This window comes from Loktanella sp. S4079, from assembly GCF_000967725.1.
In the GTDB taxonomy this organism is placed as follows: Bacteria; Pseudomonadota; Alphaproteobacteria; order Rhodobacterales; family Rhodobacteraceae; genus Yoonia.
In genome coordinates, this window is record NZ_JXYE01000002.1 from 589,184 (window position 1) to 614,222 (window position 25,039).

At 53.5% G+C, this 25,039-nt stretch carries 26 protein-coding genes and 1 tRNA gene; 14 read left to right on the forward strand and 13 right to left on the reverse strand.

Annotated elements, in window-relative coordinates; all coding sequences use genetic code 11:
* The first annotated feature begins 8 nt into the window (after positions 1-8).
* Complete coding sequence (locus tag TW80_RS04065; RefSeq protein ID WP_045996038.1) at positions 9-734, forward strand: RlmE family RNA methyltransferase; 726 nt, start codon at positions 9-11, stop codon at positions 732-734.
* Here the strand turns inward: TW80_RS04065 and TW80_RS04070 are convergent.
* Positions 731-1,324, reverse strand: a complete 594-nt coding sequence (locus TW80_RS04070) for a hypothetical protein (RefSeq protein ID WP_045996039.1) — start codon at positions 1,322-1,324, stop codon at positions 731-733. The genes TW80_RS04065 and TW80_RS04070 overlap by 4 nt on opposite strands.
* Positions 1,325-1,516: 192 nt before the next feature.
* Here TW80_RS04070 and recA point away from each other — a divergent pair, with 192 nt between their 5' ends.
* From recA to TW80_RS04085, 3 genes are all read left to right on the forward strand, one after another.
* Complete coding sequence (gene recA, locus TW80_RS04075; protein WP_045996040.1) at positions 1,517-2,593, forward strand: recombinase RecA; 1,077 nt, start codon at positions 1,517-1,519, stop codon at positions 2,591-2,593.
* Between the two features lie 155 nt (positions 2,594-2,748).
* Positions 2,749-5,403: an alanine--tRNA ligase gene (gene alaS / locus TW80_RS04080; protein ID WP_045996041.1), complete on the forward strand. Its 2,655-nt coding sequence runs from the start codon at positions 2,749-2,751 to the stop codon at positions 5,401-5,403.
* Entirely contained in the window at positions 5,400-5,687 is a 288-nt protein-coding gene (locus tag TW80_RS04085; RefSeq protein ID WP_045996042.1) for a DUF1330 domain-containing protein, read from the forward strand. The genes alaS and TW80_RS04085 overlap by 4 nt, the downstream gene beginning before the upstream one ends.
* Positions 5,688-5,715: 28 nt before the next feature.
* Here TW80_RS04085 and TW80_RS04090 read toward each other — a convergent pair whose 3' ends face one another.
* The 3 genes from TW80_RS04090 to TW80_RS04100 form a co-directional block, all read right to left on the reverse strand.
* Complete coding sequence (locus tag TW80_RS04090) at positions 5,716-6,270, reverse strand: VOC family protein (protein ID WP_045996043.1); 555 nt, start codon at positions 6,268-6,270, stop codon at positions 5,716-5,718.
* Between the two features lie 92 nt (positions 6,271-6,362).
* On the reverse strand, positions 6,363-8,180 hold the full coding sequence (gene typA / locus TW80_RS04095; RefSeq protein ID WP_045996044.1) for a translational GTPase TypA: 1,818 nt from the start codon (positions 8,178-8,180) through the stop codon (positions 6,363-6,365).
* An 80-nt stretch (positions 8,181-8,260) separates the two neighbouring features.
* Positions 8,261-8,596: a DMT family transporter gene (locus tag TW80_RS04100; protein ID WP_045996045.1), complete on the reverse strand. Its 336-nt coding sequence runs from the start codon at positions 8,594-8,596 to the stop codon at positions 8,261-8,263.
* A 176-nt stretch (positions 8,597-8,772) separates the two neighbouring features.
* Here TW80_RS04100 and TW80_RS04105 point away from each other — a divergent pair, with 176 nt between their 5' ends.
* Positions 8,773-9,561 (forward strand): transferrin-binding protein-like solute binding protein, encoded by a 789-nt coding sequence (locus TW80_RS04105; RefSeq protein WP_045996046.1) that lies wholly within the window; start codon positions 8,773-8,775, stop codon positions 9,559-9,561.
* On the opposite strand, the gene TW80_RS04110 is transcribed toward TW80_RS04105, so the two are convergent.
* The 3 genes from TW80_RS04110 to TW80_RS04120 all read right to left on the reverse strand — a co-directional run bounded on the left by TW80_RS04110 (position 9,558) and on the right by TW80_RS04120 (position 11,711).
* Positions 9,558-10,169, reverse strand: coding sequence for a YitT family protein (locus TW80_RS04110; protein ID WP_045996047.1), 612 nt, complete (start codon positions 10,167-10,169; stop codon positions 9,558-9,560). The genes TW80_RS04105 and TW80_RS04110 overlap by 4 nt on opposite strands.
* 89 nt (positions 10,170-10,258) lie before the next feature.
* On the reverse strand, positions 10,259-11,467 hold the full coding sequence (locus TW80_RS04115) for an NADP-dependent isocitrate dehydrogenase (RefSeq protein ID WP_045996048.1): 1,209 nt from the start codon (positions 11,465-11,467) through the stop codon (positions 10,259-10,261).
* Positions 11,468-11,634: 167 nt separating this feature from the next.
* Positions 11,635-11,711, reverse strand: a tRNA-Ile gene (locus TW80_RS04120).
* Between the two features lie 310 nt (positions 11,712-12,021).
* Here TW80_RS04120 and purM point away from each other — a divergent pair.
* The 4 genes from purM (at position 12,022) to TW80_RS04140 (ending at position 15,365) form a co-directional block, all read left to right on the forward strand.
* Positions 12,022-13,062, forward strand: coding sequence for a phosphoribosylformylglycinamidine cyclo-ligase (purM, locus tag TW80_RS04125; RefSeq protein ID WP_045996049.1), 1,041 nt, complete (start codon positions 12,022-12,024; stop codon positions 13,060-13,062).
* Positions 13,059-13,655: a phosphoribosylglycinamide formyltransferase gene (gene purN / locus TW80_RS04130; protein ID WP_084625710.1), complete on the forward strand. Its 597-nt coding sequence runs from the start codon at positions 13,059-13,061 to the stop codon at positions 13,653-13,655. Before purM ends, purN begins: the two co-directional genes overlap by 4 nt.
* 86 nt (positions 13,656-13,741) lie before the next feature.
* On the forward strand, positions 13,742-14,899 hold the full coding sequence (rnd, locus tag TW80_RS04135; protein WP_045996050.1) for a ribonuclease D: 1,158 nt from the start codon (positions 13,742-13,744) through the stop codon (positions 14,897-14,899).
* A gap of 58 nt (positions 14,900-14,957) precedes the next feature.
* Positions 14,958-15,365 (forward strand): SufE family protein, encoded by a 408-nt coding sequence (locus tag TW80_RS04140; RefSeq protein ID WP_045996051.1) that lies wholly within the window; start codon positions 14,958-14,960, stop codon positions 15,363-15,365.
* Here the strand turns inward: TW80_RS04140 and TW80_RS04145 are convergent.
* From TW80_RS04145 to TW80_RS04150, 3 genes are read right to left on the reverse strand one after another with little or no spacing between them, the layout of a single operon-like run.
* Positions 15,362-15,985, reverse strand: a complete 624-nt coding sequence (locus tag TW80_RS04145; protein WP_045996052.1) for a DUF1638 domain-containing protein — start codon at positions 15,983-15,985, stop codon at positions 15,362-15,364. The two genes, TW80_RS04140 and TW80_RS04145, sit on opposite strands and share 4 nt — an antisense overlap.
* The gene (locus tag TW80_RS18005) at positions 15,982-16,146 is read right to left on the reverse strand and encodes a hypothetical protein (protein WP_157033206.1); all 165 of its coding nucleotides are present in this window, start codon (positions 16,144-16,146) and stop codon (positions 15,982-15,984) included. Before TW80_RS18005 ends, TW80_RS04145 begins: the two co-directional genes overlap by 4 nt.
* Positions 16,147-16,187: 41 nt before the next feature.
* Positions 16,188-16,892: a corrinoid protein gene (locus TW80_RS04150; protein ID WP_045996053.1), complete on the reverse strand. Its 705-nt coding sequence runs from the start codon at positions 16,890-16,892 to the stop codon at positions 16,188-16,190.
* Between the two features lie 144 nt (positions 16,893-17,036).
* Between TW80_RS04150 and TW80_RS04155 the strand changes: the two genes are divergently transcribed.
* Positions 17,037-18,107 (forward strand): PA0069 family radical SAM protein, encoded by a 1,071-nt coding sequence (locus TW80_RS04155; RefSeq protein ID WP_045997006.1) that lies wholly within the window; start codon positions 17,037-17,039, stop codon positions 18,105-18,107.
* Here the strand turns inward: TW80_RS04155 and bmt are convergent.
* The 3 genes from bmt to TW80_RS04170 all read right to left on the reverse strand — a co-directional run bounded on the left by bmt (position 18,104) and on the right by TW80_RS04170 (position 21,392).
* A complete protein-coding gene (gene bmt, locus TW80_RS04160) occupies positions 18,104-19,120 on the reverse strand; it encodes a betaine--homocysteine S-methyltransferase (RefSeq protein WP_045996054.1) in 1,017 nt (338 codons plus the stop codon). The genes TW80_RS04155 and bmt overlap by 4 nt on opposite strands.
* Positions 19,117-20,976, reverse strand: coding sequence for a phosphatidylglycerol lysyltransferase domain-containing protein (locus TW80_RS04165; RefSeq protein WP_045996055.1), 1,860 nt, complete (start codon positions 20,974-20,976; stop codon positions 19,117-19,119). The genes bmt and TW80_RS04165 overlap by 4 nt, the downstream gene beginning before the upstream one ends.
* A 116-nt stretch (positions 20,977-21,092) precedes the next feature.
* Positions 21,093-21,392: an ATPase inhibitor subunit zeta gene (locus tag TW80_RS04170; RefSeq protein WP_045996056.1), complete on the reverse strand. Its 300-nt coding sequence runs from the start codon at positions 21,390-21,392 to the stop codon at positions 21,093-21,095.
* Positions 21,393-21,524: 132 nt separating this feature from the next.
* Here TW80_RS04170 and purC point away from each other — a divergent pair, with 132 nt between their 5' ends.
* From purC to TW80_RS04190, 4 genes are read left to right on the forward strand one after another with little or no spacing between them, the layout of a single operon-like run.
* On the forward strand, positions 21,525-22,286 hold the full coding sequence (gene purC, locus TW80_RS04175; RefSeq protein ID WP_045997007.1) for a phosphoribosylaminoimidazolesuccinocarboxamide synthase: 762 nt from the start codon (positions 21,525-21,527) through the stop codon (positions 22,284-22,286).
* Between the two features lie 48 nt (positions 22,287-22,334).
* Positions 22,335-22,565, forward strand: coding sequence for a phosphoribosylformylglycinamidine synthase subunit PurS (gene purS / locus TW80_RS04180; RefSeq protein WP_045996057.1), 231 nt, complete (start codon positions 22,335-22,337; stop codon positions 22,563-22,565).
* Positions 22,565-23,233, forward strand: a complete 669-nt coding sequence (gene purQ, locus TW80_RS04185) for a phosphoribosylformylglycinamidine synthase subunit PurQ (RefSeq protein ID WP_045996058.1) — start codon at positions 22,565-22,567, stop codon at positions 23,231-23,233. Before purS ends, purQ begins: the two co-directional genes overlap by 1 nt.
* Positions 23,234-23,277: 44 nt before the next feature.
* Positions 23,278-25,032 (forward strand): sensor histidine kinase, encoded by a 1,755-nt coding sequence (locus TW80_RS04190; RefSeq protein WP_045996059.1) that lies wholly within the window; start codon positions 23,278-23,280, stop codon positions 25,030-25,032.
* Positions 25,033-25,039: the final 7 nt, after the last annotated feature.

The following is a 25,039-nucleotide window of genomic DNA, read 5'->3' on the forward strand; positions in this document are numbered from 1 at the left end:
GCAATGCTATGGCCAAGAAGACAACAAAAAACACATCGGGACGCGGACAGCGTGACCTGACCGTCAAAGTCAAAACCGCGCGCGGACGCAAGCTTAGCTCGACGCTCTGGTTGCAGCGACAGTTGAATGATCCCTATGTGAAGCGCGCGCAAGCCGAAGGCTATCGTGGGCGGGCTGCGTTTAAGATCCTTGAACTGGATGACAAGTATCGCTTTCTCGTGCCCGGTGCGCGCGTTGTTGATCTGGGCTGTGCTCCGGGCGGCTGGTTGCAAGTCGCCGTTAAGCGTGTCAATGCGTTGGGTGAACGCAAGAGCAAAGCGCAGGGGTATGTCTTGGGGGTGGACCTGCAAGAGGTCGCGCCAATCGCGGGCGCCGAAATTCACCAACTTGATTTCCTAGAAGATGACGCCGACCAAAAGGTCATGGGGTGGCTTGGCGGTTCGGCCGATGTTGTGATGTCTGATATGGCGGCGGCTTCTTCTGGACATAAACAGACCGATCACCTGCGGATCATGACGCTCTGCGAAACAGCTGCTTATTTCGCATTTGATGTCTTGGCCGAAGGTGGCACTTTTGTTGCGAAGGTTCTTGCTGGTGGGGCAGAGGGGGATCTGCAAAAGCTATTGAAGTCGCGGTTCAAAAAGGTCGCGAACGTCAAACCGCCAGCGTCACGTTCTGATAGTTCAGAGAAATTCGTCGTTGCGACCGGTTTCAAAGGTCCAGTCGAGGACTAACTTTGGCCAAGTTCCCAGATCGCGAACTCTTCGGGGCGTTTTTCGCGTAGTTTCGCTTCGATTTCGGGCGAGAGCACGAAGTCCTTCTTTGGTGAGACATTCAACTGCTTTAGCTTGATCGTCCGCTGAAGCCGTTGTTCCAAAAACGCGATAATCTTGTCCTGCGCCTCATAACGGAACAAATGATCAACGCCCAATGTACCGTTGACATACATGAATTTTGATTGCGACCCTACCGCGGCAAATTGGGCAGGGTTGCCTTTGCAGTATTCGTCGACAAAGGTGTCGAAGCTAACATTATACGTGCTGTTCGGATGCCCAATGAGGTCTTCGCGCGAACGATACCGATACCAGCTCCCGAGCCAATCAATTGGATTACGCACCACAGCCATGACTTCTGGATCTTGTCCGCCAGCCTGTTTGAAAAATGGCTTAAGGAATCGTTTATAACGATAGGCAGGAGAGTGTTTCAGGTGCGGTGGATTGCGCAAAACCATTGCTGCATGTGGCGCTAAAGCCCCCTGAAGCGCCGTTGTTCCGGTCTTTGGGACGGAAAGCAGAACGAGATTTTCTTTCCAAAAAACAAGCATTTATATGTCGCTCTTTCGATCAACTTCCGGGGATATTCACGTATAAACCAAACCTTAACCGTTTCGAGCCAAAGGTGGAAACGTAAATTAATCTTGCAATGTTCTTGTTTTGGTCTAGTTAATATTGAGAACATAAAAAGAACAAAGCAGTGATTGCCGCCTTGGCTGGCGCGTGAAATAAGGACTTGAAACATGGCAACGGCAGAGCTCCTCAAAATGGCTGACAAGAAAACGGCAGATAAAGAAAAAGCGCTCGAAAGCGCGCTGGCACAGATCGAACGGCAGTTCGGTAAGGGCTCAATTATGAAGCTCGGCGGCGATAACAAGATGGCTGATATTGAGGCGACATCAACGGGCTCTCTGGGCTTAGATATCGCGCTCGGTATTGGCGGGCTGCCGAAAGGGCGGATTGTCGAAATCTATGGTCCAGAATCCTCGGGTAAGACCACGCTGACCCTTCACACTATCGCCGAAGAGCAGAAAAAAGGCGGCGTTTGTGCATTTGTTGATGCCGAACACGCGCTTGACCCGGCTTATGCGAAAAAACTGGGCGTGAATCTGGATGAGTTGCTGATTTCGCAGCCTGATACAGGTGAACAAGCGCTTGAAATCGTTGATACTCTTGTGCGCTCGGGCGCTGTTAGCATGGTCATCGTCGATTCAGTTGCTGCGCTGACACCAAAATCCGAACTTGAAGGTGACATGGGTGACAGTAGCGTGGGCGTCCACGCGCGCTTGATGTCGCAAGCCATGCGTAAATTGACCGGCTCGATCAATCGTTCTGGCTGTATGGTTATCTTTATCAACCAAATCCGCATGAAAATCGGCGTCATGTTCGGGTCACCTGAAACAACAACTGGCGGTAACGCACTGAAATTCTATGCCTCGGTTCGTTTGGATATTCGTCGCATTGGCTCGATCAAGGACCGTGATGAGGTGGTCGGTAACGCCACACGCGTAAAGGTCGTGAAGAACAAAGTTGCACCGCCATTTAAGCAAGTCGAATTCGATATCATGTATGGCGAAGGGATTTCCAAAACGGGCGAACTGCTTGATTTGGGGGTCAAGGCTGGCGTGGTTGATAAATCGGGCGCGTGGTTCAGTTATGGTGATGAACGCATCGGACAAGGGCGCGAAAATTCAAAAACCTTCCTGCGTGAAAACACGGCCATCGCACTGGAAATTGAAGATAAAATTCGTGCGGCGCACGGGCTTGATTTCGATGCCCCCATTGGGGGCTCAGATGATGACGACCTAGTCGAAGTCTAATTTTTCGATCAGATGAACGAAAGGCGCTGCAGTTGTAGCGCCTTTCTTGCGTTTGCACCCGAAATGCCGGTTATGAAATGCGCCTGTACTGTGGACAGTAGGCAGGTCCCTCGCTATTTCTGCAAGCGAATATGACGCATTTATGAAAGCCTGCCATGACCAGTCTTGCTGATATCCGATCCACGTTTTTGAACTACTTCGAAAAGCAGGGTCACCAGATTGTTGCCTCTAGCCCTCTTGTCCCGCGCAATGATCCCACTTTGATGTTCACCAACTCGGGTATGGTTCAGTTTAAGAATTGTTTTACAGGTGTCGAAACACGCGACTATCAGCGTGCGACCACAGCACAAAAATGTGTCCGCGCTGGGGGTAAACACAATGATTTGGACAATGTCGGATACACGGCGCGGCACCACACCTTCTTTGAAATGCTGGGTAACTTTTCGTTTGGCGACTACTTTAAATCCGAGGCTATTCCATTCGCGTGGGAGCTGGTGACCAAAGAGTTTGGTGTTGATCCGAAACGACTGCTTACCACGGTTTATCACACTGACGATGAAGCCTTTGAAATCTGGAAGAAAGTTGGTGTTCCAGAGGATCGGATCATCCGTATCGATACATCTGATAACTTTTGGCAGATGGGGCCAACCGGCCCATGCGGTCCTTGCACCGAAATCTTCTACGACCATGGCGATCACATTTGGGGTGGCCCTCCAGGCTCGCCCGAAGAGGATGGTGACCGCTTTATCGAAATCTGGAACGTCGTTTTCATGCAAAACGAGCAGTTCGAAGATGGCTCGATGCGCGCGCTTGATATGCAGTCCATCGATACCGGCATGGGGCTAGAGCGGATTGCAGCGCTTTTGCAGGGCAGCCATGATAACTATCAGACGGACCTGTTTAAGGCACTGATCGAGGCGTCAGCCCACGCGACAAACACTGATCCTTTCGGCGATCAAAATGTCCATCACCGTGTGATTTCTGATCACTTGCGTTCGACATCCTTCCTGATCGCAGAAGGCGTTTTGCCATCAAATGAAGGGCGCGGTTATGTACTGCGCCGGATTATGCGCCGCGCGATGCGTCACGCACACTTGCTCGGTGCCAAAGACCCGGTCATGCACAAATTGGTGCCTGCCTTGGTTCAACAGATGGGGGCCGCTTACCCTGAGCTGGGGCAGGGCCAGCGATTGATCGAAGAAACGCTGTTGAACGAGGAAGTGCGTTTTAAACAGACATTGGAGCGCGGCCTTAAGCTGCTCGATGATGAACTATCTGATCTGCCAGACGGTGATGCATTACCGGGCGCGGCAGCTTTCAAACTTTATGATACTTACGGCTTCCCGCTTGATCTGACCCAAGATGCGCTGCGCGAAAAGGGACGGACAGTTGATACGGACGGTTTTGATGCCGCTATGGCCGAGCAAAAGGCCAAAGCCCGCGCAGCTTGGTCCGGTATTGGCGAGGCAGCTGATAGTGCAATTTGGTTTGATCTGGCCGAACAAGACGGCACAACGGATTTCTTGGGTTACGATACACTGAACGCCGAAGGACAAATTGTCGGCTTGGTTGCAGGTGGTGAACTGGTCGATAGCGCCGATGCTGATGTGCAAATCGTGCTTAACCAAACACCATTCTATGCCGAGGCCGGTGGTCAGGTTGGCGATGCGGGTATCTTGCGTACCGAAACAGGTGTCGCAGAAATTACGGACACGAAAAAGGTCGCTGGTGTTTACATCCATTTTGCGAAAGTCACTGAAGGTACAATTACCAAAGGACAAGGCGCCACCTTGGAAGTCGGCGTGGATCGCCGTAGCGCTATCCAGGCGAACCACTCGGCCACGCACCTATTGAACGAAGCCCTCCGCGAAGTGCTGGGTGATCACATTGCGCAGCGCGGATCGTTGAATGCGCCGGATCGTTTGCGGTTTGACTTTAGCCACACCAAGGCGCTGACCAGCGAAGAAATCGCGCAGGTCGAGCGTGACGTGAACGCGATTATTCGTCAGAATACCACCGTTGAAACGCGGATTATGACCCCTGATGATGCCCGCGCATTGGGTGCGCAGGCCTTGTTTGGCGAAAAATACGGTGATGAGGTTCGCGTTGTGTCGATGGGTCGTCAGGATGGTTCTGGCAAAGGGCTTTCCGGTGATACCTATTCGCTAGAGCTTTGCGGTGGTACGCACGTCAAACAGTTGGGCGAAATTGGCGCGTTTGTTGCGCTCGGCGACAGTGCGAGCAGTGCAGGTGTCCGCCGGATCGAAGCGCTAACAGGGCAGGCGGCACTTGATTATCTGCGCGAACAAGACAAACAACTGACCGAAGCAGCAGCTGTACTGAAAGCCCCCGCATCCGAACTGGCCGCACGCGTTAAGGCGCTGATGGATGAACGCAAAGCGCTTTCTAACGAGGTCGCACAGCTACGTCGTGAGGTCGCCATGGGTGGCGGCGCGAAAGAGGCCGCACCAACCGAGGTGATCAACGGCGTTGCGTTTCAGGCGCAGGTTTTACAAGGCGTGACGGGCAAAGACCTACCTGCGCTCATCGACGAAATGAAAGCACAGATGGAAAGCGGCGCGGTTCTATTGATCGCAGATGCCGGTGGCAAAGCGGCCGTGGCCGTTGGCGTGACAAAGGATATGACAGATCGTGTATCTGCGGTCGACATTTTACGCGCTGTGACGCCTGAGTTGGGCGGTAAAGGTGGCGGTGGCCGCCCCGATATGGCCCAAGGTGGCGGAGCATCGGCCGAAAATGCAGAGGCTGCGATTTCCGCTGCAAAATCCGTATTGGAGGGATTAAAATGAGCGCGCTTTGGATTGCCCATGTCACCGTAACGGATGAAGCATCCTACAAGAAATACGCCGAACTCGCGGGCCCAGCGATTGCAGAGCATGGCGGCACGTTTTTGGCCCGTGGTGGTCGGTTTGTGCAGCTAGAAGGCAAGGAACGCCCACGCAATGTTGTGGCCAAGTTCCCATCGGTTGAGGCAGCGGTCGATTGCTATAATTCCGCCGCTTATCAAGCCGCGCTCGACCACGCGCGTGGTGCATCAGAACGTGAATTGATGGTTGTTGAGATCACTGAATAAGAAAAGCGCGGGTCTAACCCGCGCTTTTTTATGATAGGGTTGGCGCACTTTCCCCGACCAATTCCTGAATGGCGTCGGCAAGGTGAACCTTGTCGATGTGATCCGCTCCTACCGCCACGCGAATACGGTGGGCACGATGAAGCACATCCGTGTGCGTGAAGCCTTCTGGCGGTTCAAAGCGGTAGCTGGCCAATTCGATCAACATGCCACATGGATCACGGAAATAGATGCTATCCATGAACCCGCGATCCTTGGGGCCGGAGTTCGGGATTTTCCGCGCTTTGAGGCGTTCAACGGCCTGATCAAACGTGACCTTTGATACGTTAAATGCCAGATGGTGCAGGTAACCTTGCGATTGATCCACGATCTGGCGTTTGGGTGTGCGATCCTCGGCCGTGAATACTGTAATCAACCGCCCGTCGCCGGGATCAAAGTAAAGATGGCCTTGATTTGGATCATCCAGATTGGGCTGTTCAAAAACAAATGGCATGCCTAGCACACCCTCCCAGAAATCAATCGTGGACTGGCGGTCGGCGCCGGTGATCGTGATGTGATGCACGCCTTGAGTTTGTAGCTTGCGCATGATTGTCTCCTTTGTTGGGAAACAAGATAGCTGTGTTTGCGCAAAGAAAAAGGGCGGCCATGCGGGCCGCCCTGTGCAAAAATGCAGATATATCAGCTTGCGCGCGCTTGGCGCTTACGCTCGTGTGGGTCAAGGTAACGCTTGCGCAGGCGCACAGCGTTTGGTGTGACTTCGACCAGTTCATCATCGTCGATATAGGCAATCGCCTGTTCCAGCGACATGATGGTTGGAGGGGTCAAGCGCACCGCTTCATCGGTGCCGGATGCCCGGACGTTGGTCAGTTTTTTACCTTTCAGCGGGTTCACCTCAAGGTCGTTTTCACGGCTGTGTTCACCGATGATCATCCCTTGATACACAGGTTCCTGCGCACCGATGAACATCTTACCGCGATCTTCGAGGTTCCACAGAGCAAAGGCGACAGATGTGCCGTTCTCCATCGAAATCAGAACGCCCTGACGGCGGCCTTCGATCTTACCTTTGTACGGCGTTGTACCGTGGAAGATGCGGTTCAATACTCCAGAACCGCGCGTATCGGTCAGGAATTCGCCGTGATAACCGATCAGACCGCGTGACGGCACATGCGCGATGATGCGGGTTTTACCAGCACCGGCTGGCTTCATTTCGACCAAGTCACCTTTGCGTGGGCCGGTCAGTTTTTCGACCACAACACCTGTGTATTCATCATCTACGTCGATGGTGACTTCTTCGACAGGTTCCATGCGCTGGCCGTCTTCTTCGGTAAAGATAACCTGTGGGCGTGAGATCGACAGCTCAAAGCCTTCGCGGCGCATGTTTTCGATCAAAACACCCATCTGTAATTCGCCACGGCCGGATACTTCGAATGCGTCACCACCGGGGGTGTCAGCGATCTTAATCGCAACGTTCACTTCGCATTCTTTTTCCAAACGGTTGCGGATAACGCGTGACTGCACGTGTTTGCCGTCGCGGCCAGCAAGCGGGCTGTCATTGATACCAAAGGTCACCGTGATGGTCGGTGGATCAATCGGCTGGGCAGGGATCGGTTCTTCGATGCTAACGTCACATAGTGTGTCAGCAACGGTCGCTTTGGTCATACCAGCTACCGTCACGATATCGCCAGCTTCGGCAACGTCGATTGGCTGCTGCTGCAGACCACGGAAGGCGAGGATTTTTGAAACGCGAAATTGCTCGATTCTTTCGCCCGTGCGTGACAAAGCCTTGATGGTGTCGCCCGCTTTCAATGTGCCGGTTTCAACACGGCCCGTCAGAATCCGACCGATGAACGGGTCAGCAGATAGGGTTGTTGCCAGCATTTTGAACGGCTCGTCTTTATGCTCGATCTGCTTGGGCGTTGGGACGTGCTCAACAATTTTGTCGAACAGGGCGTCAAGGTTCTCGCGTGGTCCGTCCAATTCGTTGTCACACCAGCCAGAACGACCAGAGGCATACATGGTTGGGAAGTCCAGCTGTTCGTCGTCAGCTTCGAGCGCGGCAAAGAGGTCAAATACCGCATCTACAGCTTGATCAGGCTCACCATCGGGTTTGTCGACCTTGTTCACAACAACAATGGGGCGCAGACCAAGCGCAAGCGCCTTAGACGTCACAAATTTAGTCTGGGGCATCGGGCCTTCGGCCGCGTCAACCAGTAGGACAACGCCGTCAACCATGGACAGGATGCGCTCAACTTCGCCACCAAAGTCGGCGTGGCCGGGGGTATCAACGATATTGATCCGTGTGCCTTTCCATTCGACAGACGTACATTTCGCCAGAATGGTGATCCCACGTTCACGTTCGATGTCATTGCTGTCCATCGCCCGTTCTTGGGTAGCTTCGTTTTCCCGGTATACGCCGGATTGCTTGAGAAGTTCATCAACAAGAGTAGTCTTGCCGTGGTCAACGTGCGCGATGATCGCGATATTGCGGATATCCATAAGTCTGCCTTTTGGGTAAGTTGCCGCGCGGATACCGTGCAATCGCAGCAAAATCTAGCCCTTATTATCAAGACGGCGCGTTAGTGCGTGGATGTGTTCGAAAAGAGATGGATCACAAGGATACCTGCAAGGATCAACGCAATCCCAAGAACTGCCGGTAGATCAAGCTTTTGGCCAAAAATCGCATAGCCAATCGCCGCAATCAGGACGATGCCAAGCCCGGACCAGATGGCGTAGAGAATTCCAACTGGCATGACCTTGAGCGCAAGCGCCAACAGGTAAAATGACGCGGCATAGGAAACGACCACCAACACCGATGGCCAAAATCGTGTGAACTGCGCGCTGGCCTGAAGCGCGGATGTGCCAATTGTCTCGGTGATAATGGCGAGGATCAGGTGAATGTAGTGCAGGGGCATTTGTGGGGGCGATCTCAATCTTTTTACGTGGCAAAAGCAGCATTGGCAGGTTTGCGCAAAATTAATAGCTTTCAACTAATCAGGTATCGCAGTCGCGCTGGAATTGTCTATGGTGGGCAGGCCAAGAAATTAACATGCAGTTTCTCCAAACTGCCAAGCAACATAGGACACACTTCATGCCAGTTAGAACCACTGCTTCTCTTTTGCTGATCTTAGCGACTGTGTCTGCGTGTGGTGGTAGTGGCGGTGAGGAAGTAACAACGCCACCGCCGAGTTTGCCTGACATCACGGGTGAGGAAGTTTCAGTAACTTCAGCGACGTATCGCCCTGGCCAGGGTGCGGACATTGCAGACGGCATGACGATCACTTTGGACAGTGGGTTCCTAACTGGCGGGCCATTGGATGCAGAGCTGGAACTATTTGGCGAAACGGTCACGGTCACCAATGGTTCGGGCCGTATGAGCGACGGCAAGGATGTCGCTGTCATCTATGAAGAAGATCGCGCAGGCCAGTTTGTTGCCCCAATTGAGGTCACCGTATTCGATGCCACGGGCGGGGTATTTGGCGAAACGGGACTTGTTGTCGGAACCGAAACCCCAGCATCAGACATCCCAAGCGGTACTGCGACTTATACTGGGGACTTCCTCGCCATTGGTCAGATCGTCGGCGCTGAGGCTGAATATCAAGGTGCGATTAGCCTCGATGTTGATTTCAGTGGAAATGTTGACGGGACATTGAATGGGGACGTCAACGATAGCACGAACGTTATCTTGTCGCTCGACGCCGCATCAGTATCTGAAAATGGTTTCAGCGGCGATTTGATCTGTACATCTGGCTGTACGACCTCGGCCTCTAGTTTGGACGCGACATTTTATGGTCCGTCTGCCGAAGAAATCGGTGGGGTGACGGCGCTTGAATTTGATCAGTTCGAGGGTGTCGGCACCTTTATTGCAACCGACGACTAGCGCGCCACATATCTGTCGGGGCGGTGATTGACTGCGATACTCAGGTTAATGATGACTGCCCCCAACAATGACCAGATCACCAAATGTGGTGGCAGAATAAAGAACGCGACGCCGAACAAAATAGCATCAACAATCAGTTGGAAATAACCCGCCCGGAATCCCGTTGTGTCTTGGATAATGAGGCCAAGCACGCCGAATCCGCCAAGTGACCCGTTGTGTCGGAACATGACAATCAATCCCACCCCTGTGACGCAGCCAGCAATCACAGCACCGAGCCAAGGTTCAATTGTGCCCATTTGCCAACCATGTGGCAGTAATTCAGTCACCACTGAAAGCAGCGTCACGGACAAGAGCGACTTTGCCGTAAAAGCCGGACCCAATCTCCGGTAGGCGAGGACGTAAAACGGAATATTGAGTACAAAGAAAACTGCACCGAACGACCAGCCGCTCAGATAGCTAATGATCACGGCTAGACCAGCGGTTTGCCCAGTGATCAGGCCGACATGTGTCAGAATATGAAGGCCAATGCCGCATAGAAAAACACCAAGGCCCAAGCCTTGGATATCATCAATGCGGCTGTGTTTTGGAGTTTGCGCAGATTCGGTCATGGCGGGACCGTAGGTCAATATTGTTGACCTTCACAAGAGGGCATCGCGCCAAAAGGAAAGGGGCGGAATGTTCCGCCCCCATATCGCTTTTACATCGCTGCGTTTAGGTTTTCGTCAATCTTTTCGAGGAAACCTTCGGTGGTTAGCCAGCTTTGATCTGGGCCAACCAACAGCGCGAGATCTTTGGTCATGAAGCCGCTTTCAACCGTATCGACGATCACTTTTTCCAGCGTTGAGGCAAAGCCCATCAACTGTTTGTTGTCGTCCAGTTTGGCGCGGTGCTTTAGGCCGCCCGTCCAAGCAAAGATCGACGCAATCGAGTTGGTCGATGTTGCCTGACCCGCCTGATGCTGACGATAGTGGCGCGTTACGGTGCCGTGTGCGGCTTCTGCCTCGACAATTTTCCCATCGGGCGTCATCAGCTGCGATGTCATTAGTCCCAAAGAGCCAAAGCCCTGTGCAACGGTATCGGACTGAACATCGCCATCGTAGTTTTTACACGCCCAAACAAATTTTCCGGACCATTTCATTGCAGAGGCAACCATATCGTCAATCAGGCGGTGTTCGTAGTAGATACCAGCTTTCTTGAACTGCTCCTCGAACTCTTCTTCGTAAACCTTTTGGAACAGATCCTTAAAGCGACCATCGTAGGCCTTGAGGATCGTGTTCTTGGTCGAAAGATAAACGGGCCAACCGATATTCAAGCCGTAGTTGAAAGATGCACGGGCGAAATCAATGATCGACTGATCAAGGTTATACATTCCCATCGCAACACCGGCGGATGGCGCGTCATAGACTTCTTTTTCAATGACAGTGCCGTCTTCGCCGACAAATTTCATGCTAAGTTTGCCTGCGCCGGGCATCAAGAAATCGGTCGCCTTATATTGGTCACCAAACGCGTGGCGGCCAATCACAATCGGGTCAGTCCAGCCGGGCACAAGTCGCGGCACGTTTTTACAGATGATTGGCGCGCGGAAAACAACACCACCAAGGATGTTTCGGATTGTACCGTTAGGGCTGCGCCACATTTTCTTGAGGCCGAATTCTTCAACGCGTGCCTCGTCAGGGGTGATCGTCGCGCATTTGACGCCAACGCCATATTTCTTGATCGCCTCTGCGGCATCAATTGTAATCTGGTCGTTGGTTTCGTCGCGCACTTCCATGCCCAGATCGTAATACTTCAGGTCGATGTCCAGATAAGGCAGGATGAGTTTTTTCTTGATGAAGTCCCAAATGATCCGAGTCATTTCGTCGCCGTCGAGTTCGACGACGGGGTTCTCTACCTTGATCTTTGTCATGTGTCTCTCCGTGTAAGGATGGATTCTGTTTCTGCCATAGCGCAAATTTATCTGCGCAGAAAGGCTGTATACGATAGTATACACAATTTTCACGACTCAATTGTTGGGGTATCCCTCCCAGCATGCTGAAGCAATTTGATTGAAGCGTGACTGATATGATCGGCGGTTGGTAGGCCCGGAGGGACTTGAACCCCCAACCAAAGCGTTATGAGCGCTCTGCTCTAACCAATTGAGCTACAGGCCCGCCATGGCGCATGGAGTATCAGACCGTGCGGAGGCGTCAAGAAGCAGTTGTGCAATCTTTTCATTGTTCTGGCGTTACGCGAAGAATGGTTCAGCAGGCGCTGCACATTGCTGCGCAATGCCTGCTGATCACGGGGATACGAGATTTCCACGAAGTTGAGGAGGGCTTCTGGTCTCATCCACTAAATGCCACGCTAATCGTTAACAAAGCGTATCGTGATCGCATTTAATTGAAGAATAGCCACCGCTGTACGTTGCGAAATGGCAAGGCTTGGGCTATCGCAGCTGCAACGTAAAGATGGGGTGTCCAAATGACGAAAAACGGCCTGACCTACGCAGACGCTGGGGTGGATATCGATGCTGGCAATTCGCTGGTTGAGCGCATTAAACCAGCGGCAAAACGCACGGCCCGGCCGGGTGTGATGGCTGGCCTTGGCGGATTTGGCGCGTTGTTCGATCTAAAGGGTGCGGGATACACCGATCCGGTGCTTGTTGCAGCCACAGATGGTGTTGGTACAAAGCTTCGCATCGCGATTGATACTGGCAACGTTGATACCATCGGGATTGATTTGGTCGCCATGTGTGTGAACGATCTGGTGTGTCAGGGCGCGGAACCACTCTTCTTTTTGGATTACTTTGCGACAGGCAAGCTCGAACTCGAAGAAGCGACCCGCATCATCGAAGGGATTGCCGCTGGCTGCGAGGCCTCTGGTTGCGCATTGATTGGTGGTGAGACCGCCGAAATGCCGGGCATGTATGATGCAGGTGATTTTGATCTTGCGGGATTCGCTGTTGGCGCGATGGAGCGCGGAGCAGAGCTGCCTGCTGGCGTGGTCGAAGGTGATGTGCTGTTGGGACTTGCTTCTGACGGAGTTCATTCAAACGGGTACTCACTGGTGCGTCGCGTGGTTGAGATGTCTGGCCTCGCTTGGGGCGATCAGGCACCATTCGCAGATACTACCTTGGGAGAGGCGCTCTTGGCGCCGACACGCCTGTATGTGAAACAAGCCTTGTCTGCTGTGCGGGCAGGGGGCGTTCACGCGCTGGCACATATCACTGGTGGCGGTTTGACTGAAAACTTGCCACGTGTTTTGCCCGAAGGTCTGGGCGCAGAAATTGATTTGTCATCTTGGGAATTGCCCGCTGTATTCCGCTGGTTGGCGGAAACAGGCGGTATGCAAGAGGCTGAGTTGCTCAAGACCTTTAACGCCGGGATCGGCATGGTATTGGCTGTTGACGCTTCAGAGGCCGAAGCATTGACCGTCTTGTTGGCCGAGGCTGGTGAAACCGTACACAACCTAGGTACCGTTACCAAAGGCGAAGGCGTTTCTTATTCGGGCGCGCTTTTGTGACGAAACGTGTTGCTATTCTGATTTCTGGCGGCGGCTCCAATATGGTGTCGCTGGTTGAATCCATGACGGGAAACCATCCGGCACGTCCTGTTTTGGTGATGTCGAATGATCCGAATGCAGGTGGGCTGGCCAAGGCCCGTGCGCTCAATGTGCCTACATATGCTGTCGATCACAAACCTTTTGGCAAGGATCGTGCGGGCTTTGAGGCGGCGTTGCAAGATGCGCTCGAAAAGGCCCGGCCAGATATCATCTGTCTGGCCGGGTTTATGCGCATCCTTACGCCCGCGTTCACAAGCCAATGGGAAGGGCGGATGTTAAACATTCACCCATCATTGCTGCCCAAATACAAAGGGCTGCACACACATGCCCGCGCATTGGAAGCAGGTGACAAAGAACACGGATGCTCTGTGCACGAGGTCACTGCCGAACTTGATGGCGGGCCGATCTTGGGACAGGCGAAACTTGCGATTGATCCCGATGATACGCCCGACACATTGGCCGCGCGGTTGCTGCCGCTCGAGCACAAGCTCTACCCACAAGTGTTGCAGCGATACGCCGCTGGGGATCGCACCCCGCTGTTCATTGACGGCTAGGCGAGGTGTGACCTTTTCATTTTGGGGTCAATCGCTTATCAAACGTTACCACTGTGGCCTAGTATTGAACGATTGACGGACGACGCATGAAAAAGATCACTACGACCGAAGCCTTGGCAGAATTCTGTAACGAGGCGGCGAAGCGGCCATATGTGACTGTAGATACAGAGTTTTTACGCGAACGGACCTATTATTCAAAACTGTGTTTGGTGCAGCTTGCCTATCAAGACGAAAAGGGTGCTGACGCGGTTCTCGTTGATCCTTTGGCAGAGGGGTTATCGCTCGATCCACTATATGCGCTGTTCCAAGATGTTGGCGTGGTGAAGGTCTTTCATGCTGCACGTCAGGATCTTGAGATCTTTTTTGTCGATGCCGGCGTCATTCCAGAGCCTTTGTTTGATACACAAGTCGCCGCGATGGTGTGTGGCTTTGGTGAGCAGGTTGGTTATGAAACCCTCGTGCGCAAGGTGGCAAAGGCCGATTTGGATAAATCTTCGCGCTTTACCGATTGGTCGCGCCGTCCGTTGACGGATGCGCAAGCCAAATACGCATTGGCTGATGTTACGCACTTGCGCGACATTTATGAATTCCTTTCGGAGCAGCTGGATAAATCAGGTCGCAAGAAATGGGTCGCTGAAGAAATGGCGGTTCTCAAGGATCCCGCGACATATCAGGCTGATCCTGATGAAGCATGGAAACGGGTCAAAACGCGGACGCAGTCGGGTCGTTTTCTGGCGATTGTACGTGAATTGGCACGTTTTCGCGAGACTTACGCGCAAGAACGCAATATTCCACGCAGCCGCGTCTTTAAGGACGATGCCTTGGTCGAAGTTGCGTCAACCAAGCCTCAGAGTGAGCAGGATTTGGGGCGTTCGCGCCTATTGCTTCGCGAGGCGCGCAAAGGCGACATCGCCCAAGGAATTCTAAAGGCTGTCAAAGACGGGCAAAACGTAAAGCCCGAAGATATGCCAAAGGTGGAAAACCCACGTGCGAAACTTCAGGTAAATCCGGCGCTGGCCGACATGTTGCGCGTGCTGCTCAAGGCGAAAACGGATCAAGAAGGTGTGGCGCAAAAGCTGATCGCAACATCTGCTGATCTCGATGCCTTGGCAGGGGGGCAACGTGATGTTCCCGCCCTGAAGGGGTGGCGCCGCGAGGTGTTTGGCCACGATGCGTTGCGTATGTGTGACGGGCTCGTCGGTTTGGCCGTTAAGGGGCAAAAAGTCGTGACTGTGACGCTTTGATCTGGACCTGCGGCGCAGGTGGAATTACATCAAACAGATAAGCGTAATAGGTGCAGATATGGCTAATCCAGAGTTCGAAGAGCTTGTCGAAACATTTGAATTTCTTGACGATTGGGAAGATCGCTATCGTCATGTGATTGAAATGGGCAAGGCGATGGAACCCCTCGATGAGGCACTGCGCGTTCCGGCGACAAAGGTTGACGGCTGTGCAAGTCAAGTCTGGCTTGTGCCACAGATTCAAGATGGCGTTTTTACCTTTCGTGGGGCAAGCGACGCGATGATCGTACAGGGGCTGATTGCGGTGCTTCTGACGCTCTACAACAATCAACCGGTTGCCGATATCGTCGCAATTGATGCGCCTGCTCAATTGGGCCGTTTAGGTTTGAACGAGCATCTGTCATCGCAGCGTTCAAATGGCCTGCGCGCAATGGTCGAACGTATTCGGGAAACTGCAGCCGCCGCCTAAGCGTTCCGTAGCGCCTCGGTCAGGTCGCCGTAACCCGTGAAGCGATATTCAAAGGCAAGCCCCAATCGTTCTGCGCAATTGCGCGCTTTTTCGACGAGGTTATCGTCTTTGATCTGCGCTTGATAGACCAGCTTTTCGTAGTTTCCAAAGTACATATCGCGCAATTGCGGGTGCTTGTTCAGGCCTAGTGGTTCCCAAACAAAGGCGTCGAACTGGCGCACGAGAAAGTCGGTCAGATAAAAGCTGGTCACTTCATCCAATTCATTGAACGCCGCGTTCCCTTCGAAAAATGCGTAGCAATGTGGCCCTGCGATCATTTCAACCCCAAGATCACGGCACGCGGTGGCCAATTCTCCGCCGGTGCCGCAATCGGCATAGACGACAAAGATGCGGTCATAATTCTCTTGATGTTTGGCAACTGCCTCGCGCACGGCGGGAACAATGCGTTCGGGACGTGCGTGGAATATCGCAGGAAGGCATTGCAGATCGAGGTGGTCCCAACCATTCGACGCCTTGATCGCAAGGATTTCGCGGGCGAGCGCACCGCAAGCAATCAGCAGGACCTGACCCTGACCGCTGGGCGGCAGTCCACTTTGGGTGAGGGTGGTGTCGCTTGTCATGATGACTTCGCCAGATGCAGGCGGACAATGACGGCGAGGATGACGACGCCTAGAACCGTGATCCCGCTAAAGGCCATTCCAAATGTCGCCGCAATCCAGACCGTCACGGCTGCCGCTGTAATCACCGAGATCAGGATCAGTACAAAGTAAGCGCGTGGCATCGTCACCTATCCTTTGGCGCATGGATGCCACGACCTGCTATTTAGGGCGCAACACCTTGGTTATGTTTGCGTGCGATCATTTCCTTTGCCGTTTCAACCGCAACAGCGGCATCACGGCAATAGGCGTCCGCACCGATGGCTTTGCCGAACTCTTCGTTCAGGGGCGCACCACCGACAAGCACAATGTAATCATCGCGCATTCCCTTTTCGACCATCGTGTCGATCACAACCTTCATATAAGGCATGGTCGTCGTCAAAAGAGCAGACATACCCAGAATATCAGGCTGTTCGGCTTCCAGCGCTTCAAGATAGGCTTCGACCGCGTTGTTGATGCCAAGGTCAGTGACTTCGAATCCTGCACCTTCCATCATCATCGCAACAAGGTTCTTGCCGATATCGTGAATATCGCCCTTAACCGTGCCGATCACCATCTTGCCCATGCGCGGGGCACCAGTGGCGATCAACAAGGGTTTCAGGATTGCCATGCCACCCTTCATCGCATTCGCGGCAAGTAGAACTTCTGGAACAAACAAGATGCCATCGCGGAAATCGTGACCAACGATGGTCATACCACCCACGAGAGCTTCGGTCAGGACCTTATAGGGTTCCCAGCCACGCTCGATCAGGATGTTCACACCTTCTTCGATCTCTTCCTTGAGGCCGTCGTAAAGGTCGTCAAACATCTGCGCGACGAGATCTTCGTCATTCAGTTCGGACAGGATGATGTCATCTTCTTCGTCGGACATTTGGCACCTCTATTGCGTTTGTCCCTTACGTAATGCGCCTTTATTGATTTGACCAGCCAGTGAATTGCGACATTCAAAAATTCAGGACCGACCCGCTCTTGCGTTTGTTCTTTATTTGTTCCATTTTAAGTTATGGTAGAGGATATGACATCGCGCTACAGCCGTCGCTTGGGGCGGGGGGCTGTCTCAAATCCGCATGTGCGGTTTGATCGGCAACAGACCACTGCGTTCGACGACGGTTGGTACAGCGAAGAAGAGCTTCCTGTGCTGCGCACTCAAGTCCGTGATGAACAGATAAAGCAAGCGATTAGCCGTAATACCTCGCCTGATTTGTCGTTTGATCGTTCGGTTAATCCATATCGTGGTTGCGAGCATGGGTGTATCTATTGTTTCGCACGTCCCAGTCACGCCTACCTTGGTTTGTCGCCCGGTCTGGATTTTGAAACACAGCTTGTCGCCCGGCCGAATGTAGCGCAGCAATTGCACACGGAGCTTTCAAAGCCCAATTATGTGCCCGCGACAATCGCGATCGGGACCAACACCGATCCGTATCAACCGATTGAAAAGTCACGCAAGATCATGCGCGAGGTGCTTAGCATTCTGTCCGCGTTCAATCATCCGGTCGCCATCGTAACCAAGGGTACTTTGATTGAGCGAGATATTGATCTTCTTGCACCGATGGCCGCCAAAGGGCTGTTACGTGTCGGCATTTCTGTGACGACCCTGAGCAACGCGACCTCACGCGCGATGGAGCCGCGCGTGCCATCTCCTGCAGCACGTTTGCGTAGTATTCAGCGTTTGACTGACGCGGGCGTCCCCGTGCGCGTTATGGTGTCGCCAGTCGTGCCAGCGCTAACCGATCATGAACTGGAAGGTATTCTCGCGGCTGCGGCGAAAGTGGGGGCTGTGGCTGCTTCTTCGATTGTACTGCGTTTGCCCCGCGAAGTTGCCGGACTGTTCGAAGAATGGCTGCGATCTGCCTTTTCTGACCGGGCGGATCGGGTGATGAACCGCGTGCGTGAACTGCACGGCGGAAAATCTTATGATCCGGAATTTGGTAAACGGATGAACGGGCAGGGGGAATGGGCGAAAATCATGCGGCAGCGCTTTAGGTTGGCGGCGGCTCAGCATGGATTGGATCGGTCATTGCCCGCATTACGGACCGATCTTTTTGCGCGGCCCCCGCAAAGCGGGGACCAACTCTCGTTATTTTAGGACTTGCGACGGCGACCGCGGCGTGGGGTTGCGTTTGGTCCCGCACCGTCTGTTCCGTCAGATTCCGAAGAGAACCCGCCCAAACGTTCTGCAATCACCTCGAGCGTGGGGCGATCACCGCGTGGGCGTGTTTCCAGTGCGTCGCGCATAGCGCGCAGGTGTTCCGGCGTAGTGCCGCAGCACCCACCGATGATCGTCGCGCCGCAATCACGTGCGAGCACGGCGTAATCCGCCATCAGTTCAGGGGTGCCATCATAGTGGATGTGGCCTTCGTGGTATTTCGGAATACCGGCGTTGCCTTTGGCGATAATTGGGGCGGTTGGACCGGCGGCCGTAAAGCCCAGAACGGTCCGTAACAAATCAGATGCGCCAACCCCACAGTTTGCACCAAAGGCGAGCGGCTGGTTCGCGATTTTGCCGACCTTCTTGACCATATCAGCAGAGGTTAGGCCCATCATGGTTCGCCCGGCCGTATCAAAGCTCATGGTGCCACACCATGGCATTTCGGCCAGTGCAAAGGCCTCGGCGGCAGCATCGAATTCTTCGGCGGCACTGATGGTTTCAACCCATAATACGTCTGCGCCACCTTCCTTGAGGCCAATGGCCTGTTCGTGGAACATTTCAACAGCACCTTCGTGGGTCAAGCTGCCCATCGGTGCCATGATTTCACCCGTAGGACCAACCGAGCCCGCAACGACAATCTTGCGGCCCGATGCATCTGCGATTTCTCGGCCCAGCTCTGCTGCGGCTTTGTTTAGCTCACGTACGCGTTTTTCGGCGCCGTGCAGTTTTAGGCGCGACGCGTTTGCACCAAAGCTGTTGGTGAGGAAAATGTCACTGCCAGCATCTGCGGCACCTTTGTAAAGCGCCTTGATCTTTGCGGTTTCATCGATGTTCCACAGTTCGGGCGCATCGCCCGACATGAGGCCCATGTTGAACAGGTTGGTGCCGGTCGCGCCATCTGCCATCAGCCAGTCGCGTGTCTCAAGCAGTTCTGAAAGGGCGTTCGTCATGATCTTTCGGGGCTCCCGTTTTGTTTGAATAGTCGCTTCTCACGTCTTGAGAGTGACTTCAATTCCAAAGCGCCTTTTTTGATCAGTTGCAACATTTTCCATGGCAGGTTTTGCAGCGGGCGATGGATTGCGATTGCGATGGCAAACCCGCTAAGCCAAAACATTAACCGGTTCGGTGCTGCGTGATAGCGTGGTACCCAGATCGGGACAAAGCTGCGCTTGAACTGCATCAATCCACTTTTGCGGGCGGCCCATAGGGCGGGCGTATGTTCGGGATCTGGCACAGAGGCGAGAGAGATCACCTGGACGCCTTCCGTTGCGGCGGCTTCAATGGCCGCTGCAATTGCCATATGGATCGCGCCATCAGGCAGGTTGCCACGATAGCGGATGAGATCAAGGTGCCAGTCGTCTGGGCTTGTGCAAAATGTAACAAATCCATATGTTTGCGCGTTGATCGTGATGCGAAATGTACGCTGCTCTCGGATTAATTCAGGAGAAAAACGCCCCATTGAGAAGCCCATTTCACCACCCTGTTGAATAGCCCAGTCGCGCGCAATCTTTTGCAGGTCATCGATGGGTTCGGAAGGGTTTTGTTCAACAATTGAGACCCCGGCAGCCTCTGCATTACGGAGTTTTCGGCGAAGGCGCTGCTTTTTAGGGCCGTGGGTCGTCCACTCTTGCGGGCGGATAATGGCCTCCATTGCGATCCGTCGGACAAACCAGCCGGCACGCGCTGCCGTGGCCGCGAGACGCGGTGAGCAATTGTAAAGAACGCCGCATTTTCCGCGTCGTTTGGCCGCGCGACGTAGGGCGCAAAGGTCAAATGCTTGTCCAGGGCTGGATTGCTGCGCGCCGATGCTACAATGAAAGAAGGGGAGTTTGCCGATAAACCAATTGCGCCCAGCGATGTGCAATAGGTCTCCGGTTTGGTGGGTCAGCGTCCAGAGGGCGGGCCCCGTGCCACAATTGACCGCCGACTTGGTGGGCCACGCGAGCGATATAGCAGCAATTAATGCCGGAATAACGTAGTAGATGAGGCGAAATGCGATCAATGCAGCGACCAGTTCTTCTTGGCCGTTCAGTAGCGTGATGATCGTCAAATCAAAGGCACCCGCGCCACCGGGGCTATTGGACATTAGTCCCGCCCCGAGCGCGATGATAAAGGCTGCAAGAACTGTTGCGAAGCCGACGCCTGCATCAGCTGGAATAAGCACATAAAGCGCAAGCGTGGCAAAGAAGATGTCGCCCATTGTCCATCCCATCAAACGCCCAATGTGGCGTAGGGTCAGAGTGCCGCCCAACCTGTCCTTGCCGAATATTGCCGCAGCCAATAGCGCGACTGAAGCGCAAGCGATGCTCACAACCCAAGTTGGGGATAGCCCGCTGTAAGTGCCCAGCCACCACGTCGCGATCAGGGCATAAAGCGCCCAACAGGTCATAAAGGTGATTGAAATCGCTGCAGAAAGTTGGGTGATTTGCCACAAAGTCAATTGCGGCAACAGGCGCAGTCGCGCAAGGCTTGCTGTGATTGCGCCGAAACCCAAGCTTTGCGAGATTGCAACGGCCGTAGTCCCCGAAGCCGCAGCGCGATGTGCGGGTACGCCCGTACGTAGAATTTCGTGCCAGATGGCGTCGTATTGCCCAACCGCGCGTAGGCTGACCCAAGTTGCGCAGGCCGCTGCGATGCAGACCCAGAAGTTCATTTGAAGGAGTGTAGACCAAATTGCAGCGTGGTCCATCGCGGCAACTTTGGACCACAACAATGCGCCGCAGATACCCAAAAAGGCCAGAGGCAAAGCCAATTTCAGGATACGTAGGGCGATCTTGCCAATATGTGTCGCGCGATTTCGGGGCATTGCTTCTCCGGAGTGTCAATTCCGGGTTAGGCATATGTGATGAATCGCCCATTAATGCGAGCAGAAAATTCTTTTCATTGCGTGACGAGCGTGCCGTTTGAGCGGCAGCCCGCGTGCTATTTGGCTGCGTGAGCGCCAAGCAAAGGCTGCATTCTTTCTAAGATTTCTGACTTGCCGACCAGTCCTTCAAGATCAGAGCAAAGCTTACTGACAAACGCATCCTGCGTCGGGGCTTGAAGCGATAGCTTGCGGAGCTCAACGGTGTAAGCCTTTGTTTCGTCGTAACTTAACTTTCGTAACTGCGCCGCCCAAGTGGCGATCTGACTTATTTTGTGCGCCCTTTGTTGAAATTGTTGTTCTGCGTCATGGGCGAATTTAGCCTCAGCTGCGCGTTCGCGATCTTCAAACGTGTTCATAGTCACCTCTGGGGTTGCTGAACCGATAAAGGATATATGGTGCCGCAGGTGCTTGCTCGCAAGGTTGGCTTGGACTATGACGCGCGTATGACGCGGCCCAGGGCGGGTATGCGCACGGTCAAAGGGGTGAGCATGGCACGCCGTAAGAAGATTTACGAAGGTAAGGCGAAGATCTTGTATGAAGGTCCGGAGCCTGGAACGCTTGTACAATATTTCAAAGACGACGCGACGGCGTTTAATGCTGAGAAAAAGGCGGTCATCGAAGGTAAGGGCGTTTTGAACAACCGCCTATCTGAATTCTTCATGACAGGTCTGAGCCAGATTGGCGTACCTACGCATTTTATCAAGCGGCTGAACATGCGTGAACAACTTGTTCGTCAAGTTGAGATCGTGCCGCTCGAGGTCATCGTGCGTAACTTTGCCGCCGGTTCGATGGCGAAACGTTTGGGGCTGGAAGAAGGCACCGCGCTGCCGCGTCCGATTGTGGAGTTTTCCTATAAAGATGACGCTTTGGGTGATCCTTTGGTCCCTGAAGAATATATCGTCGCCTTTGGGTGGGCGAGCCAGCAAGATCTAGACGATATCATCAGCCTTGCGTTGCGGGTAAACGATTGGATGTCTGGCGTGATGTTTGGTGTCGGTATCAAGCTGATCGACTTTAAGATCGAGATTGGACGCGTTTGGGACAATGAATTCCCGCGCCTTTTGTTGGCCGATGAGATTAGCCCAGATAGCTGTCGCCTTTGGGATATCGAAACGGGTCAGAAGCTGGATAAAGACGTGTTCCGTCGTGATCTGGGTAACCTGACCGACGCCTATACCGAAGTCGCAAAACGTTTGGGCGTGATGCCGTCCAATGTGACCCATCGACCAAAGCCAACACTGATCAACTAGCGTTGATTTTGAGTATTTGAAACAAAGCGAGACAAGGGAAAGCCACTGATGAAAGCCCGCGTATATGTAATGTTGAAGAACGGCGTATTAGATCCGCAAGGTGAAGCAGTACGTCACGCGCTTGGAAGTCTGGGCTTTGATGGCGTGTCTGGTGTGCGTCAGGGGAAAGTGATCGAGCTGGACCTTGCGGACGGCACAACAGAAGAAACTATCACTGAGATGTGTGAAAAGCTGTTGGCGAACACGGTGATTGAAAGCTACCGGATCGAGGTGCTTTGATGCGCGCGGCTGTCATTGTCTTTCCCGGCTCGAATTGCGACCGCGATATGGCGGTTGCGCTGAAGGCGGCTGGCGCTGATGTGTCAATGGTTTGGCATAAAGATGCGGCATTGCCTGACAATGTTGATCTGGTTGCTGTACCGGGCGGGTTCTCTTTTGGTGATTACTTGCGTTGCGGCGCAATTGCCGCGCAATCGCCAATCTGTAAGTCCGTTGTCGAACATGTGCAGCGCGGCGGCTACGCGCTTGGGGTTTGTAACGGGTTTCAAGTGCTGACTGAGACGGGGTTGCTGCCTGGCGCTTTGATGCGCAACGCAAACCTAAAGTTCATTTGCAAATCAGTCGATCTGACCGTCGGCACCAGTGATTCTGCTTTTACCAATGGTTATGCTGCTGGTGATGTGGTGAGCTACCCGGTTGCCCATCATGACGGGAACTATTCAATCGACGACGAAGGTCTCAAGGCGTTGGAAGCCGAAGACCGCGTTGCGTTCCGCTATGTGGATAATCCTAACGGGTCTGTCGCGGATATTGCAGGTGTTCTCTCTGAAAATCGCCGCGTGCTTGGCATGATGCCGCACCCAGAGCGTGCCGTTGATGCAGGTCACGGTGGTACGGATGGACAGGCGCTTTTCCGCGGAGTTTTGGATCAACTGGTCTCTGCCTAAGTTGAATCCTTGCTGTGCCGTGGTCGCGGCAATAGAGTGCTGGCATGAGGGCAGCACGACAAAATAGTGAAAGACGTGGCAAAGGCAGATGGTTTCTGCGTCTTTCTATTCTTGTGGTCTGCGTTTTTGCACTGATTGTGATCTATGTATCCAATCAGGTTCTGACCAAACGTTTTACCACGACAATCAGCGACAGTTCCGAAGTGCGCCTTGCGCTTTATGTGACGAATGTCACCAGCGAATTGCAGCGCAATTCAGTTGTGCCGCAACTTTTGGCGCGTGATCCGCAACTGATCCGTGCACTCGAAAGTCGCGATTTTTCCAACTCCTCGGAACACTTGGTTTCATATGTCTCGGAAATTGGTTCGTCATCGTTGATGTTGCTTGATCGCATTGGGGAAACCGTGGCGGCCACCAATGCAGAAGAGGTCGGTGTATTCCATACTCAAGAACCCTATTTCATGGATGCGCTTCAGAGTGGTCAAACCGTCTATTCCACCGTGCGCGATGATGACGGTAATTACAGCTATGTATTCTCACGCCGGATAGAGGTGTTCGGACAGTTGCGCGGCGTGATTGCAGTCGAGGTTAACTCAGCGCTGCTTCAGGCGGGGTGGGTTGGTGGACCCGAGGCCGTCTTGGTGCTGGATGGTGAAGGCACGATCATCATGTCCTCGAATCCCGCATGGCGCGGGCTAACCGAAGAAGAAGCGCTGAACGGTAGTGTGCGTCTTGGTCTTTATGACAAGGTGCAACGCCACGTGCGTAATATGATTGGGCTTTCCCCTGATGCCTACCTACGTGGCGAGGCTGTCTTGCGCCGCGAAGCGCGTGTTCCCCACCAGGGTTGGAAGATGGTCAGTTTCACCTCTTATGCATCAGTGCGCGAGCGGGTGAATGGCATCTTGGCCATCGAAGGCATGGGCTTTGCGATTCTTTTGGCCGTGATGTTTTGGTTTATGTCTCGTAAAACGGCCTCGCGATTGGTGTTTTTTCAACGGGAATCCGCTGAGTTGCGTGCTCTTAATAGGCGATTACAGCGAGAAATTGCCGAGCGCGAGAAGGTCGAGCAAACGCTGCAGGTCGCCGAACAAACGATCGCACAATCGTCAAAGCTCGCGGCTTTGGGGGAAATGTCGGCGGCGGTCAGTCACGAGCTGAACCAACCACTGGCGGCGATGAAAACCTATCTCGCGGGGGCGCGGCTCTTGTTGCAACGTGAACGCCCCGAAGAGGCAATGTCGTCATTCCAACGCATTGACGATCTTCTTGAACGTATGGGCGCAATTACCCGTCAGCTAAAGTCTTATGCACGCAAAGGGGCCGATGCATTTGAGCCGATGGATATTCGCGCATCTGTCTCAACGGCACTTGCGATGATGGAACCGCAACTTAAGATTCGAGATGTCAACATCATCAGGTCGCTTCCCAATGAACCGGTCATGATTATCGGGGATCGGCTGCGTCTGGAGCAAGTGATCGTCAATCTTTTGCGCAACGCGTTGGATGCAACGCAAGGCGCGAGTAACCCGACGGTTGAAATTTTGCTCGCGGCTGGCGATACAATTAGTCTACAGATCCGTGACAACGGAGAAGGTATTGAAAACCTAGATCAACTCTTTGAGCCCTTTTACACGACGAAAAAGCCGGGTGATGGGACGGGACTTGGTCTCGCGATTTCTTCGGGAATTGTGAGTGATTTAGGTGGACGTTTGATGGCGCGCAACGCTGTTGATGGCGGCGCAATTTTTGAGGTCCAGCTCCCTCGGTTGAAAACTGGGGTTGCTGCGGCAGAGTAGGAAAGAA